This window comes from Chryseobacterium sp. 14P4.3.2 (assembly GCF_057799275.1).
On the sequence record NZ_JBYOKO010000014.1, the window covers coordinates 106,984 to 122,276 of the forward strand.

Below are 15,293 nucleotides of genomic sequence, written 5' to 3' on the forward strand. Positions count from 1 at the left end.
ATCAAAAATAATATATATGAAAATATTTTCCAAGATTTTTATGCTTTTGCTTATAATGCTTAGCTTTTCAACGGTCCTCGCACAGAAATATTATGATGACCAGTGGAAAAAAATCAATGAAAACCAGACGAAGGGAGCTTATAAATTCAATCTTCCCATTATTCTAGCCATACAAAACCAAGCTATGAAAGAAAATAATGCACTTCAGCTCATTCGATCCCTGAAAGTAGAATTCAATATTGTCAATCAGACAGCGGATGATGATCAGAATAATTCTGTATCAAAATTTTTCAAAAAGCTGAAAGACACTGAAGCAAAGCTGAAAGGAGATGACAGGTTGGTATACCAGGTATTACTGAGTAATTTCCTGGTGGATTATTACAATCAGAATTTGTGGAGGATAAACGGTAGAACCAATATCAATTCTCAGGATGCCTCACAGATTGAAACCTGGACTCAGCTTGATTTTAAAAACTATCTGGCTAAAGCTTATCAGGAACTTGATGCACAGAAACAGGAAATGAGAAAGATTTCCCTGGCAAAATATAAAGGAGTTTTCTCTGAAGATAAAGATGTCGCTTATTTTCCAACGGTATTCGACTGGTATTCTATTCAGAAAATAAAATTTTTAGAATCAGGCTTTCTCTTTACAAAAAATGAAACTGCAGAAAACAGGACCAAAATCAATACTATTTATGATGAACTGATTGCCCAAAATAGCGGGAACCCTAAGTTGTACTTCATGAAGGAGAAGATCGTTAGCAACTGTGAGGTGAACAACTGTAAGGATAAGGTTGAACAGCTTCAGAATCTTCTGAAATCCAGTGAAGAGGGAGATTATAAAGTAATCATAACAGAAGATATTATGGATGAGCTTCTTATAAAAAATAAGGCTAAAGAAGCACTTGCTGTTGCTGCCCAGGCAAAAAGCCAGTACCCGAAATCTTCCTACATAGGAAATATTAAAAATAAAGAAAGGGAAATTATCAACCCGGTACTGAACTTTAAATATGAATCTCAGACACAGAATAACCTGCCGGTTCATTTTGTGGCAGAATATAAAAACGTTTCTTCATTTACTTTGAATATTTATGAAGTGAAAGACAATTTTGTTTCGCTGATGCAGTATGTGCAGAATTCTTATGACAATACTTTTGGAAAAGTGAAAAAGAATCTGATAAGAAAAGAAACCTATCAGCTTTCTGATCCTAGAGACTACCAGCTTCACAAAACGTCACTGGAGATAAAACCTCTTCCGTCCGGAATCTATATCGTGGAATATACAGTAGGAGGAGAAGGTCCAAAGAATGGCGAGGCACCCAATAATTTTTACTTTTTAGTTTCCGGAAACCGTATTATTTATCAGTCAAAAACTGATAGAAATACACTTTCAAATGAATTGAAACTGGTCAACAGTAACAACGGAAAACCGCTTGCAAATGAAAAGCTTACCTTTTATGAATTTGTCTCCGATAAAACCTTAAATAAAATAGAGGGTAAAACTGATGAAAAAGGAAGTTTTAAGTTTCCTGCCACTGCAAACAAAGAATACTACAGATCTTTTCTGATTCAGCAGCCTGATACTAATGATTTCCAAATCATGCAGGTATATGGCAACGGAACCTATGATGAAAATTATAATCCCAATAAACAAACCCGAACTGCTGCACAGATTTTTACGGACAGAGCGATCTATCGTCCGGGACAAACACTATACTTTAAGGTAATCAATACTAAAATTGAAAAGGAAACAGAATCTGTGATTTCCGGACTGAAGCAAAAAATAGCTTTATATGATGGCAATAACCAGGAGGTATCTTCGCAGGATTTTACAACCAACGCATTTGGTTCTTATCATGGCAGTTTCATTCTACCAAAAGGGAAGCTGAACGGTGTTTTTTTCCTTAGAACAGTAGGAGAACCGCGTGGATATAAGGATGTCAGAGTAGAAGAGTATAAAAGACCAAAATTTGAAGTGACGTTTGATCCTGTAAAAGATGAATATAAGTATGGACAGACCATAGAGCTTAAAGGAAAGGCTAAAATGTTTTCTGGAGTAGCCTTAAGCAATACCACCGTAAACTATGAAATTAAGAAACGGAATATAAGATGGATGTACTTCAGAGGATATCCACAGGATTCCGGAAATGAAAATTCAATTCTGGGAGAGGCTAAAACCGATGAGAAAGGAGAATTCACAATTCGGCTGGATCTTAAAAAAGATGAAAAATTAGAAGGAATCCAGATTGATAATTATGAGATTAATGCTTCCCTTACAGATATTAATGGCGAAACCCACTCTGCCAATACACAACTGAAGGTGGCTTCTATTTCTCATTACATAAAAGCAGATGATGTGAATGAAGTATTCACTGATGAAAATCTTAAACTGAAAGTTGAAACCAAAAACTACAATGAGCAGAATCTTCAAAAATCTTATCAGGTGAAGCTGTCAAAACTTTCAGCGCCGGATAGAATTTTCCGTAGTAATTTCAAATCAGAGGTTCAGGATCTTCCGAAATATTCAAAGGAAGAATTTATAAGTAAATTTCCACACGATCTGTTTGACAAAAATGATGAGGTCAAAAACTGGAAAACAGAAAAAATACTTGTTGAAAAACAGCAGCAGCCATCAGCAGATAATAACCTGGATCTTGGGAAATTAGAAGCAGGAGATTATCAGCTTGAGCTGTTTAATATGGAAGGAAAAGATACCATAAAAACTTCCCAGTATTTCAGTGTCTGGGATAAAGGAGCTTTAAAACCTGCTCAGAAAACATTCCTTACCGTTATTGCTCCTAAAGATGAACTTTCAAGAGGAGAGAAGGCCAAAATATATGTGTTTTCTGCAATTCCTGACGGTCTGGTCAATGTTTTTGTACAGGACGGATCGGGAAAAACAACTGCAGAAGTCCATCCACTGAAAAAAGGAATTCTGGAATATACCATTGATATTCCCAAAGATAAAAATGTATCCGAACTGAATCTTCAGTTTCAGATCGTAGCATTCAACGATGTCAATACCCAGACGGTAAGTTTAAAAATAAAAGATACAGAACGTCCTTTAAAAATTGAAACGGTCACCTTCAGGGACAAGCTTGAGCCTAATGTAAAGGAGAAATGGAGCGTAAAAGTAACCGGAAACGATAAAGAGAAAATCAATGCCGAGGTGCTTGCCAATATGTACGATATGTCTCTGGATAAGTTTGCCGTAAATAACTACAGATGGAATAGGCTGTATACTCCTGTTAGAAGAATAGTGTCATATGATATTCAAAACTATCTCGAAGAGAGGGGGTATCAGCAAAGTCTTGACTATTTCAGCGGAAATTCTGTAGAGATTCCTTCTTTCAATTGGTTTGATGGAGATAATACATTTACATTTTATCGTGGAAATGCAGCTGGCGTAGTAGTAGGAGGAACAAAAAGATCAAGTTATTCACCGGCTCCACCAGTTGCAATGGCAAGAAAGAGTATGATGGTGACAAATGGTATCGTGGCAGAAGATAAAATAGAGGTGATGCAGAATGTTGTTCCTGAAGCTGTAAAAGCTCCTAAAGTAGAAACTCCTCCTCCACCAGGATCTTCTGGAGAAAACCTGGAAAAAGTAGCTGTTCGTAAAAACCTGAACGAAACCGCATTCTTCTATCCGGATCTGAAAACCGATGTAGAAGGAAACGTAAACTTTGAATTCACATCCCCTGAAGCGCTCACAAAATGGAAACTAATGTTCCTTGCTCATACCGCAGATGCCAGAGCTGCAACTTTGGAGAAAGAAGTGATAACCCAGAAAGAATTTTCTGTAACACCAAATTATCCCCGATTTTTAAGAGAAGGAGATGAACTGAATTTACAGTCCAAATTATCCAACCTTACGGATAAGAAACTCAACGGTTCCGCAGAATTACAAATCCTCGATGCTTTTACCAATGAGAATATCTCTTCAAAATTTGGTGTAACGTCAGGAATGCAAAACTTTAATTTAAGTGAAACTGAAAACGGAGCATTAACATGGAAGTTAAAAGTTCCCAATAATATTTCCTCTATCATTTTAAAAGTAGTGGCAAAAGCCGGAGCTTATTCAGATGGTGAACAACAGGCTGTTGCTGTATTGCCAAACAGAATGCTGGTAACAGATGCTGTTCCGGTTTTTGTAAAAGAAGGAGAAACGAAAACATTCGTACTGGATCATCTTAAAGATCATACATCTGCTACGGTTTCTAATGTTTCCAATACACTGGAGCTGACTACCAACCCAATCTGGGAAGTAATGTTTGCGCTTCCAAGTTTGAAAAACGACCAGAATAATTCTGCCGATGTTATCTTCAACAAATGGTTTGCGGATGTGCTGGCTTCTGAAATATTTAAGGCCAATCCGAAAATGAAAACGATTTTCGAAGAATATCAAAACAAAGGATTATTAAATTCAAGCCTTGAAAAAAATCAGGAGCTTAAGCAATTGTTATTAGAAGAAACACCTTGGGTATTGGAAAGTAAAAATGAAGGAGAGCAGATGCAGAAACTGGCAATGCTGTTTGATACCAATACGATGAGAAATTCTATTAATCAGGATTGGGACGACTTGAAGAAATTGCAGAATCCTGACGGTGGATTCTCGTGGTATGCGGGTTATCCAAGTTCTTACGGGACATCATTGTATATCCTTAAAAATCTGGGTAAAATCAATGTGTGGTTAAAAGATAATGTAAAAGATTATCAAAGTGATGATCAGAAAAATATGGTTGCAAAACTGATCCAGTATGTAGATAACGAGATCAGCAAATATGCCGATATGAAGAAAATAAATGTCTGGAATAACTGGACACTGGATTATCTTAATACCCGAAACTATTGGGAAAAACAATATCCTTTAAAAGGAAAAGGAGCGACACTTAAAACTCTGATAAAACAGAAAGCACAAACCGCAAAAATCACAGATTTCACCTTCTTTGGGCTGCACCGTGCTGCATTATTAATGAATGACTATGGGCTGAAAGCAGTATCTGATAAATTGATGACCTATCTTAAAGAGACTTCTACAGATACAAAAACACAGGGGGTCTATTGGAAGCAAAACCTTAATGATTGGGGCTGGTTTGGCTCTAAAATAGTGAACCATGCAGGAGCATTAGAAGCTTTTAATACCCTTAAAGCTAATGATCAGAAATTCATTGAAGATATGAAGATCTGGCTGGTCACTCAGAAAGAAGTCAATTCATGGGGAAGCTCAAGAGGAACTGCCGAAGTGATCTTTACACTATTAAATTCAGGAAAATCATGGACGGGAACAGAAAGTGATAAAGCAACAATTGTTTGGGGTGGCAAAGAACTCGCTGCTCAGACTCAGGCTACGGGATATGTGAAATCAACAGTGAAAACAGATACTGTAGACAAAAATCTGGCAACTGTTACCGTAACAAAACCAGGTCCCGGAATTGTTCAGGGAGGGCTGTTCTGGCAGTATTATGAGGATTTAGATAAAATAAAATCTTCTGAAAATTACATTTCCGTAACCAAAGAGCTTTACAAAAAAGTGAAAACTGCCAACGGAGAAGAACTTCAGAAAATCTCAACTGAAACACCATTGAAAGTGGGTGACAAAGTAACGGTAAGAATGATTCTGAATACAGACCGAGCTATGGAATTTCTTCATATTAAAGATATGCGTGCAGCAGGATTTGAGCCTCTGGATACATTGTCAGGATACCAATGGAAGAATAATCTGGGATATTACCAGTCTGCCAAAGATGCATCTACCAATTTCTATATCCAATATATGCCGAAAGGAAAATACGTTTTTGAATATGATGTGGTTGCCAATGCATCCGGTAAATTCTCCAACGGGATTACTACTATGCAGAATTACTATGCACCGCAGATGAATGCCCATACAAAAGGGAATAATGTAACCGTCTCAGAATAACTGATAAGCATAAAAACTGTAGTGATTTTACTACAGTTTTTGTTTAAAGATTTCAAGTAAAAATATAATTAAATGAAAAAAAACCAAACAATTGTTTAATTTTGGAATGGTTTTTGGAATTAAGATAATACAAATTAAAAAAATTATTAAAAGATGAAATTTTCAAAAACATTAATGACAGGATTGATATTGTTGGCCGGTGTAAATGCTTTCGCTCAAAAGAAAGCTGAAAAGTTTGAAAAACTGCAGATTGAAATGTTCCCAAAAGCAAAGGATGGCTACAAACAAGTATATATTCAGCTTCCCATTGCAAAAAATGAAAACGATTTGAAGGTTGAACTTTTTGTGGGTGCTGAAAAAATGCTGGATTGTAACAATTACTTCTTAATGGGAGAAATGAAAAGCCAGGATCTTCAGGGATGGGGGTATAACTATTATGAAGTAGAATCTAAAGGTGAAACAGCAGGAACACTAATGGGCTGCCTTGATAAGAAGCTGACTAAAAAGTTTGTTACCCTAAAACCTGAAATTGTAAGATACAACAGCAAACTGCCATTGGTATTTTATGTGCCGAAAGACATTGAAGTGCGTTACAGAATTTTAAGACCTGATAACACAATGAAAAAGGCCGTTCAAAAATAAGCTTACTTATTATAAGCAGAAAACTCCTCACAGTGAAATGTGGGGAGTTTTTGCTTATAAGCAGGCGTTTAAAGTCAATTAAGGTTTTAATATCTTTAGCAGGAAGGCAAAACTGCACTCATTATTGAGGGTGATTTTTATCATTCAGAAGGGATCTTTATATTCTATCATATTATAAAAATATGAAGTTTTTGTCTTTTTTTTCTAAGAGATCGGAACTGGGTATCGGAAGAAAACAGCAAGTACTATAGTTTGTTTTTTTTAGATAAAAACTCTTATATCGCCTTGTATTCCGATAAAAAACACTTGAAAAAGTAAGTCAATAAAGTAGAGTTATATATTTTTTTTAAGTTTTTTAATTTTTAATTGACATTTAAACAGTTTTGTTAAAACTTGATTTTAAAGTAGATTATACTTAAACACATTTTAAACTAAATTTAAATTCACTGCTTTGTAGAATTATCTTTAAGGATTTAAAGATTTTTTGCATTATATTTGTTATAAACATAAACCATGAAAAACAATTTATTGATTTTTACGTTTAGTTTTTTTGCTTTACCTGCTTTTGGCTGGGCACAGTCAGCTCCCGGTTTTAAGGAGCTTTTGGATAGTGCTATGATTCGGGATTCGAATCTCAAAATGCAGATTACTCAAAATAAACTTACCGATCTTGACGAACATAAACTGAAAGATATTTTTCTTCCTACCTTAGAACTGAGCGGAAAAGCCGGTTATCTTAACGGGACGGCAAGACTTACATCACCGGAAATTAACCTTGCCCCTTTTATCAATATTCCCGAAGGTGCTTTTAACAATAACTTCAATGTATCCGGATTTTCAGGTATTGCAAAAGCAGATGCCAAAATGCTTCTGTACTCCGGAGGAAAGGTTAAATATCTGAAGAAAGCCATTGAGGAAAAAAAGAAGTCTGAAGATATTCTTCTGGAGAAAACAAAAGACGAAGTTGTTGCTGCTATTTCCAAAGCTTATGATCAGCTGGCATTGATTCATCAATCTAAAAAAGTGCTGGATGAAAGTACAAAAAGACTTGATATCAACAGAAAGACTGCCGATAAAGCTTTAGGCTATGGCTTGATCACGCCTTATGATCACAAGAAAATTGAATTGGCTCAGGCTACTTTAAACGCTAAGGTAGTAGAATACGAAGGGAAAAAAGAACTGCTTCTTACCCAGCTGTATATTTTAACAGGCATCAACAGAGAGCGTCTCAGAATGATTGATCCTGTATTATCCCCTGTAGAATTGCTGTCTTCCGAAAAAGGAATAGAGCAGAGAGCCGAAATCCGCGCCCTTGAACATGGGATTACCGCTGCTGATTATAAAATCAAAGCTGAAAGAACATGGATAATCCCCAAAGTACAGCTGATGGCTTCCGCTTATTATATCGGACTTTATGGAAACCGTATCAAGAGTTCTGAAAATGTAGTCCCGGCAGTGCCATTACTTGGATATGAAGGTAAGAAACTGGACTGGAGACCCAATAATATCAACGTATTCCCATTTGTCACTGCAGGAGTTGGATTCAAATGGGAACTTTTTGACGGAAAAGAAGGGAAACATGCGGAAGAAACCGCTAAAGTCGGAAAAGAAGTATTGCAGAACCAGAAAGAAGATGCATTAAAAAAACTTACGCTGAATCTGGCTAACAATCAAACCAATTATGACATTGCTTCTGCTCAGATTACTTTGAAAGCCAAAGAAAAAGAGCTTGCAAAAAGCGCTTTGGTACAGGCTGAAAAAGAATTCAGATACGGAATGAGCAAATCGTCACAGCTTATTGATGCCGAAAATGATCTGGAAGCCGTTGAACTGGAATATCAGAATGCGATTTTTAACCAGAGAAGAGCGGGAATAGAGCTGATGAGGTCTACCCAGGAACTGGATATTACCAAACTTTATTTAATCCCTTAAAAATTAAAATGATGCATAAAAATATATCTATACTCTTTGCTGCTCTGTTTGTGCTGGGAAGCTGTGACAAAAAAAATGAAAAATACACAGAACCTGAAGGGAAAACAAAAAAAGAAGTGATCTCTTTTGCTCCTAAAGTTACCGGCAGAATTTTAAAAATATACGTTTCCGAAGGTCAGACTGTGAAAAAAGGAGATACCCTGGCACAACTTGATGTACCGGAGGTTTCTGCAAAAATAGCACAGGCTCAGGGGGCTGTAAGTGCGGCAACGGCACAGGAACAAATGGCCAAAAACGGGGCAACAGCAGATCAGATGAAACAGCTGCAGGCTAAATATAAAGGATTGAAAGAACAGTATGAATTTGCTCAGAAATCTTACAGAAGAGCCAATAATATGTTCCGTGACAGCCTGATGTCTCCGCAGGCTCATGATGAGATCTATGCAAAACTTCAGGGAGCAAAAGCACAATATGATGCTGTAGTGGCAGAACTTGATGATGTGCAAAGAGGGACGCGTTTCGAAAAAGTGGAAATGGCAGCAGGACAGGCTTCTCAGGCAAAAGGAGCTTTGCAGGAAGCAAACGTAGCCTATTCCGAAAGGTACATCATTGCTACCAATGATATGGAAATAGAAACCATCAGTCTGAATACCGGAGAATTGGCAACCGCCGGCTTTGCTCTGTTTAATGGATATATTCCTGAAAGTACCTATTTCAGATTTACTATCCCAGAAAGTGCTATCTCAAAGTACAAGAAAGGGCAGGAGGTCAATATGCAGGTGGTCTACAATAAAGAAAGTCTGCAGGGAAGCATAGTATATATCAAACAGCTGACAAAGTATGCTGATATTACAACAGCTTACCCGGATTATCAGTTACAGGATGCTATCTACGAGATCAAGGTGAAGCCTAAAGATATGAATAAGGCCAAAAGTATTCTGGTAAATGCCAATGTTATCCTCAAGTAATATGAAATGGAGCAGGATAGATGATTTTCATCTCTGATAAAGAATGAATAGATCTTAGATTCCGTGTCCATTAAAAATATAAAAATATACAGATGAAAGAATTTTTCCGTCTTTTAAAACGTGAGTTCAAACTTTTTATCGGCAATTCTACCTTAAGGACTGTGTTCTTTCTGGCACCCGTCTTTTACGCAACCTTGCTGGGGTTTGTCTACAAAAGCGGAAAAGTGGAAAATACTCCCGTATTGGTTATTGACAGAGATAATACTCCGCTCTCTAATCAATTGACGGAAATGCTGGATGATAATAAAAGTATCAAAATTATCAAATACCTGCAGGAACCTCTGAGTATTAAAGATGAGGTGATCAGGCACGAGGCTGCCGGAGTTGTGATTATTCCTTCCAGATTTGAAGGAGATATGCTTCAGAAAAAGTATCCTGAACTGAATGTTTATATTAATACAGGAAACGTGCTAACGGCCAATTTTGCATCCAAAGCGCTACAGCTTACCATAGGAACTTTCTCTGCAGGAGCTTCCATAAAAGCATTACAGAAGGCGGGAATGCCTGCGGCAAAAGCAGCTACCCAATATGAGCCTTTCAAAGCCAATTATATTACACTATTCAATACCACGGGAAATTATCTGATCTTTATGTGGCCGGCGATGCTGGCTGTCGTTTTACAGCAGGTTATTCTGTTGGCAATGGCAGTGAGTTTTGCTGCAGAATTTGAAAGAGGTTCCTTTGTGAAAGAATATCTTAAAATGAAAAAATGGGCATTCCCAACAATGCTTATCAAGGTGATCCCAATCTGGGTATTTTCTATTCTTATTGTAGGAATTTATTACTTCATGCATATGATCTTCAGGGTCCCGATGCCGGAGGGAATACTCAATTTTATACTTCTTACGGCTGTTTTTGTGGGATCAGTTTCATTTTTGGGAGTATTTATAAGTATCCTTATTCCAGATGCATTAAAGGCTACACAGATTCTTATGGTTATTGCTTCTCCTGCTTTCATTATCAGTGGATTTACATGGCCTTTGAGTGCGATGCCTGCTTTCGTTCAGTTTATCGCCAATATTATTCCATTGACTCCATTTTTGCAGGCTTTTAAAATTTTATTAATTCAAAAGGGGTCTGTTGAGCTCACTTTTCCTTACCTGAAACATCTTAGCATTCTTTTAGTAGTTTATGCCATTTTAGGCTGGATTGCCTTAAAGATTAAACTTTGGTTTATTTTCAAAAAGGCTGCTCCGCAGGAGATCGCGGCTGAGGATGCTTTTCATGATACCGCTGAATAATTTTTTCCGTCCCCTGATGATTTTTGAAGCTGCAGTTTTATAGTAGTCCGTTATTGGTCTGCTTTCAATAGCCGGTTAAGAATTCTGTGGCTAAATATGATGATTCAATAGTGGTATTAAAAGAGCCAAAACATTGAGCAAAACCTATATTCTTTTCTTCTCTGGCTTTCCTGTAACCTTTCCATCCGGAAACCGCCCACGCACAACCAGAAAACATCACTTCAAAACCTACATTTGTTTTTCATCACGAAATATTTACTCATAGATAAAATCAAACGAAAAAACTGATATATTTGTTTGTTATAAATTAGAAAAAAATGGAAAACGTATTTGATGCAAAAGATGCTCAAAACTATATTGATAGAATCAACAGATTGGTAGAGGATACCCATGGTTTATGGGGGAAAATGACAGTTGATCAGATGTTGGCGCATTGTTGCATAACATATGAAATGGTTTATGAGCCTGAAAAACATAAAAAACCGGGATCTATTGCAAAATTTATTTTAAAAACTTTTGTAAAATCTAAAGTGGTAGGTGAAAAAGCTTATCCAAGAGATTCTCCTACTTCGCCTCAGTTTTTAGTAACGACCAGAAAAAATTTCCAGGAAGAAAAAACAAGATTAATCGGTTTTATTCAAAAGACCCAGCAATTGGGAGCAGACGCTTTTGATGATAAAGAATCTTTTTCTTTCGGAAAATTAAAAGCCCAGGAGTGGAATAATATGTTTGCCAAACATCTCAACCACCACTTAGGCCAGTTTGGCGTTTAGAAAACCAACCTATGAAAAAACTTTTATTACTCTTTATTTTTACCGCTCACTTTGTATTGGGGCAGATGCCGGATATTTCAAATACCTGGCTGAACAATAGCAAACCTTATATAGGAACGATCGGAAGTAAAGGTCAGGGACTCAAACTGAAGATCAATACTGCTGAGCAGAATAAAAAAAATGACCAGGAATATTTTGTTTCAGGTTATACCCTTGTGGATACCAATTATACAAAGTTCGAAGGTAAAATTACCATTTCAAAGTATAAAGATGCTAAAAAACAGGGGACCATATTCGGAGACTATGAACTGGCAGAGGAAAATAAGGGAAAACATTCTGGACTTCTTAAAGGAAAGTTTGTTTATAATTTTAAATGGAACAGGAAAACGGAGAAAATAGAAGGGCAGTATATTGAACTGATTGGTGACTGGAAAAGTTATGACGGGACGCTGGATTTTAAAACCCATTTAAAAAACCAGTAAATAAAAGCATTACAGCCTTACCATCAATTTTAATGCAGAATCTGAACACCGGATTTCGGGTCAGTAACTTTGAATAATAACTCGATAACAATTATATGAAACTAGGAGCTTTTTCGATCAGCTTAAGTGTAAAGGATCTTCAGAAATCTAAAGATTTTTATGAGAAACTGGGTTTTACTACAATGGCTGGAAATACAGAACAGAATTATCTGGTCATGAAAAATGGATCTACTCTGATAGGTCTTTTTCAGGCGATGTTTGATGGGAATATGCTTACCTTCAATCCGGGATGGGATGAGAATGCACAGAATCTTGAATCTTTTGACGATGTGCGTGAGATTCAGAAGCATTTAAAGGAAAGTGGGGTAGAAATTGACAAAGAAGCCGACGAAGCTACTTCAGGACCTGAACATATTTACCTGAAAGATCCTGATGGTAATATGATTTTAATAGATCAGCACAGATAATGAAGTGTCTGAAATAGTATTTGATAAAAAACTTAACTAAAAAAAACAATCATGGCAACAGTAAATGTTTATTTAACATTCAACGGAAACTGCAGGGAAGCATTTGATTTCTATAAATCGGTTTTCGGAGGTGAATACCCTTATATCGGAACTTTTGGAGAGATGCCTCCAATGGAAGGAAAAGAGGCTGCTGAAGAAGATAAAGATAAAATAATGCATGTAACCCTTCCGATTTCCAAAGAAACTGTTTTGATGGGAAGTGATACAGGAGGAGAATGGGCTTCTCAATTTCAGGCAGGAAATAACTTCTCAATTTCTATCAATGCAGAATCTAAAGAAGAAGCGGGTAAATTGTTTAATGGCCTCTCTGAAGGCGGACAGGTAACCATGCCAATGGCAGATACATTCTGGGGAGCCTATTTTGGGATGTTTACCGATAAATTCGGAATTAACTGGATGGTAAATTATGACGATCCTGCCAAAATGCAGCAGCATCCGTAAAATGTATTTATATTTAAAATATTTAAAAACCGACAGATATCTGTCGGTTTTTTTGATTGACTAGTCCTTTTCTATTTTCCGGTTTTCAAAATTTAATTGGAACCGGTATCAGGAACAGAGATTGGTTAATCTTTTTTAAGAATTTTATAGCTTCCTGATTCTGTTGTGATGAGATAAATTCCGTTCGGAAGACGGGTAATGTCAATTTTATTTTCACCTTTTACAGCTTCTTCAGCTTGGACAAGCTTTCCGGACTGATCATATAAGGAAACCTTAGTATTTTTAGCCAGGTCTATATGGAAGACTCCTGAAGTTGGATTAGGATATATCTGGGCTTTGTCTTTGATGATATTTTCTGCAATTCCCAGCGTTGCAGGTTTTGTCCATGTAAAGGCATCAAGGCACATATATAAATAGCCTCCGGTTGATTGCAGCTGGATCTCGTCAATGATTGTATTGCTGTTATTCTGATTATTCAGGGTAGAAAGATCAATCAGCGTAAATCCGTTAGAAGTACCTGTAGTTCCCGTTGTAGCATTGAAAGTAGTATTGAAGCCGGACGTTTTTGTTGTGGTGAATTTCATGATACCGCCTAATTTTCCTGTAATAATAAGAGTTCCTGAGGAGGTAGATTGGTTTAAAGCAGTATTGCTTAGAAAGACCCAGAATTTTGATACAGTAAATGAAGAGGTACTTTTAATACTGAATGAAGGCGAAGGGATGTTGGTTGTTCCGGTATTGTCGATGTAAACATTATCATTGGCTGTTCCGTTCCAGCCGGTTCCCGGGTAGTTGGATTGAGTTCTAAAAGTTCCTGCCTGTGAAACAATGTTAAATGTATATCCATTACTGGTAAAGCTTGTGGTGCCACCAGGTGAAGTTTCAAAAGTTACAGTGCTCGTCTGTGCGCTCATAGATGCAAAATTGCTTATGAAAACAAGAATTGCAAAGAAGATAATTTTTTTCATGGTAGAGATTTTTTATAGTTGGTATTTTTTTTCAAAATATTTTACAGAAGAAAATAAAATGTCAGAACTTTTCATTTCCCTTGTTCAGTTTCTCTATTAAGGATACCTCAAAGTAACGCTGAATTTAAAAGCGGGAGCAGCGTATTAAATACTGAATTGAAAAACACGTAGAAATACGCAGTCTTTGTATCCTGTATTATTCTACTTTTGAAAAGGAAAGACGGCTTCTGTACAGCTAAAAATTAAATGAATTTATTTTGGCAATATAATTTGTTTTTTTTATAACTTGTAGTGTGTTTTTATTGATAATATTCATTAATAAACCATTATGTAAATAAAATTAAAAACTATGGAATTACCTAAACATGCAGTCTTATTAAAAGACGCCAAAAAATGGATTAACAATTGGCAGAATAGAAAAGATATTGACGGAATGTCGATAAAAGCCCACCTCATTCCGGCACAAGATGTAGATGATATCTTCAGTAAAGACAAAGGAATTGAAAAGTTTCGAGGATATAATGCAATTACCGACGGTGGAGAATTTAAATTCCTGTTAGTAGGAGTTGATGATAAAGATAATGATATTGTAAATTATGAAACAGGAGATTATATATATGATATGACAACTCCCTGTCCAAGTGTATGCTCTGCCAATAAGTGGTGGGAGTCATAACCTGAAAAAAACAGAGATCAGTGGATCAGTGGATTGAAATATTGTCATTAATTGGAAAAGGCATTCTGCTGATTAATCTGGCAGTATACTGTATAGGCTTTTCCGGTTCCGGAAAAGCCTATATATTTTTTATAAGCTATTTAGCTTGGATATTAATATGTGAAATTGTCTTCTATGTATTAAATTACCAGAAGATTAATAATCTTTTTTTCTCTCATTATTATCTGATAGGTCAGTTTCTGCTGCTGGGTTTATTTTTTCATGAGATTTTAACTGAAAAATATCAGAAGAAAGCAGCGCGTACTCTTTTAATTGCAATTCCTGCGGTTCTTGTTATACAATATATTATATATCCGGAAAAATATTTTGTTTTTAATCTGTTTGAAATTTTTGCCACCTCTTATTCTATTGTTATCCTGGCATTATTTCATTTGTACAATATATTGGATACCGAAAAAAAATATAATTATATAAGCCTGGGACTTTTACTGTACCTGATAAGCAGTACCGTGATATTTCTGTCCGGAAATTTATATACGGTAATGAATAGAAAACTGCATAAAGAGATATGGGTTTTCAATGTTGTGATGTTTATTGTATACCAGATTTTTATTTTGGCAGAATATCTTTCTTTCCGTAGAAAAAATGTGTAATTACTGT

General features: G+C 36.2%; 12 protein-coding genes. 11 read left to right on the forward strand and 1 reads right to left on the reverse strand.

The window, feature by feature from the left end; all coding sequences use genetic code 11:
• Positions 1-16 precede the first annotated feature (16 nt).
• The 9 genes from AC27VX_RS18410 to AC27VX_RS18450 all read left to right on the forward strand — a co-directional run bounded on the left by AC27VX_RS18410 (position 17) and on the right by AC27VX_RS18450 (position 12,989).
• Positions 17-5,923, forward strand: a complete 5,907-nt coding sequence (locus tag AC27VX_RS18410; RefSeq protein ID WP_488697172.1) for an alpha-2-macroglobulin family protein — start codon at positions 17-19, stop codon at positions 5,921-5,923.
• A 153-nt stretch (positions 5,924-6,076) separates the two neighbouring features.
• Complete coding sequence (eco, locus tag AC27VX_RS18415; protein ID WP_236855017.1) at positions 6,077-6,565, forward strand: serine protease inhibitor ecotin; 489 nt, start codon at positions 6,077-6,079, stop codon at positions 6,563-6,565.
• A gap of 513 nt (positions 6,566-7,078) precedes the next feature.
• Positions 7,079-8,497: a TolC family protein gene (locus AC27VX_RS18420; protein WP_236855016.1), complete on the forward strand. Its 1,419-nt coding sequence runs from the start codon at positions 7,079-7,081 to the stop codon at positions 8,495-8,497.
• An 11-nt stretch (positions 8,498-8,508) separates the two neighbouring features.
• Complete coding sequence (locus tag AC27VX_RS18425) at positions 8,509-9,465, forward strand: HlyD family secretion protein (protein WP_236859511.1); 957 nt, start codon at positions 8,509-8,511, stop codon at positions 9,463-9,465.
• 92 nt (positions 9,466-9,557) lie between these two features.
• Entirely contained in the window at positions 9,558-10,766 is a 1,209-nt protein-coding gene (locus AC27VX_RS18430; RefSeq protein ID WP_236855015.1) for an ABC transporter permease, read from the forward strand.
• A gap of 317 nt (positions 10,767-11,083) precedes the next feature.
• Positions 11,084-11,539, forward strand: a complete 456-nt coding sequence (locus tag AC27VX_RS18435; RefSeq protein ID WP_236855014.1) for a DUF1569 domain-containing protein — start codon at positions 11,084-11,086, stop codon at positions 11,537-11,539.
• A gap of 11 nt (positions 11,540-11,550) precedes the next feature.
• Positions 11,551-12,021: a hypothetical protein gene (locus AC27VX_RS18440; protein ID WP_236855013.1), complete on the forward strand. Its 471-nt coding sequence runs from the start codon at positions 11,551-11,553 to the stop codon at positions 12,019-12,021.
• A 95-nt stretch (positions 12,022-12,116) separates the two neighbouring features.
• Positions 12,117-12,488 carry a VOC family protein gene (locus AC27VX_RS18445; RefSeq protein ID WP_300687089.1) on the forward strand — a complete coding sequence of 124 codons (372 nt, stop codon included), beginning with the start codon at positions 12,117-12,119 and terminating at the stop codon, positions 12,486-12,488.
• 51 nt (positions 12,489-12,539) lie between these two features.
• On the forward strand, positions 12,540-12,989 hold the full coding sequence (locus tag AC27VX_RS18450) for a VOC family protein (RefSeq protein WP_488697176.1): 450 nt from the start codon (positions 12,540-12,542) through the stop codon (positions 12,987-12,989).
• A 125-nt stretch (positions 12,990-13,114) separates the two neighbouring features.
• Here the strand turns inward: AC27VX_RS18450 and AC27VX_RS18455 are convergent, their stop codons facing one another.
• A complete protein-coding gene (locus AC27VX_RS18455) occupies positions 13,115-13,957 on the reverse strand; it encodes a T9SS type A sorting domain-containing protein (RefSeq protein ID WP_488697178.1) in 843 nt (280 codons plus the stop codon).
• A 349-nt stretch (positions 13,958-14,306) separates the two neighbouring features.
• Between AC27VX_RS18455 and AC27VX_RS18460 the strand changes: the two genes are divergently transcribed.
• Both AC27VX_RS18460 and AC27VX_RS18465 read left to right on the forward strand, forming a co-directional pair.
• Positions 14,307-14,633, forward strand: a complete 327-nt coding sequence (locus AC27VX_RS18460; RefSeq protein ID WP_236855009.1) for a hypothetical protein — start codon at positions 14,307-14,309, stop codon at positions 14,631-14,633.
• Between the two features lie 20 nt (positions 14,634-14,653).
• Complete coding sequence (locus AC27VX_RS18465) at positions 14,654-15,286, forward strand: hypothetical protein (RefSeq protein WP_236855008.1); 633 nt, start codon at positions 14,654-14,656, stop codon at positions 15,284-15,286.
• Positions 15,287-15,293 lie beyond the last annotated feature (7 nt).

Coding starts and splice junctions, on each gene's coding strand:
- AC27VX_RS18410 (WP_488697172.1), top strand. CDS start 17: ATGAAAATATTTTCCAAGATTTTTATGCTTTTGCTTATAATGCTTAGC.
- eco (WP_236855017.1), top strand. CDS start 6,077: ATGAAATTTTCAAAAACATTAATGACAGGATTGATATTGTTGGCCGGT.
- AC27VX_RS18420 (WP_236855016.1), top strand. CDS start 7,079: ATGAAAAACAATTTATTGATTTTTACGTTTAGTTTTTTTGCTTTACCT.
- AC27VX_RS18425 (WP_236859511.1), top strand. CDS start 8,509: ATGCATAAAAATATATCTATACTCTTTGCTGCTCTGTTTGTGCTGGGA.
- AC27VX_RS18430 (WP_236855015.1), top strand. CDS start 9,558: ATGAAAGAATTTTTCCGTCTTTTAAAACGTGAGTTCAAACTTTTTATC.
- AC27VX_RS18435 (WP_236855014.1), top strand. CDS start 11,084: ATGGAAAACGTATTTGATGCAAAAGATGCTCAAAACTATATTGATAGA.
- AC27VX_RS18440 (WP_236855013.1), top strand. CDS start 11,551: ATGAAAAAACTTTTATTACTCTTTATTTTTACCGCTCACTTTGTATTG.
- AC27VX_RS18445 (WP_300687089.1), top strand. CDS start 12,117: ATGAAACTAGGAGCTTTTTCGATCAGCTTAAGTGTAAAGGATCTTCAG.
- AC27VX_RS18450 (WP_488697176.1), top strand. CDS start 12,540: ATGGCAACAGTAAATGTTTATTTAACATTCAACGGAAACTGCAGGGAA.
- AC27VX_RS18455 (WP_488697178.1), bottom strand. CDS start 13,957: ATGAAAAAAATTATCTTCTTTGCAATTCTTGTTTTCATAAGCAATTTT.
- AC27VX_RS18460 (WP_236855009.1), top strand. CDS start 14,307: ATGGAATTACCTAAACATGCAGTCTTATTAAAAGACGCCAAAAAATGG.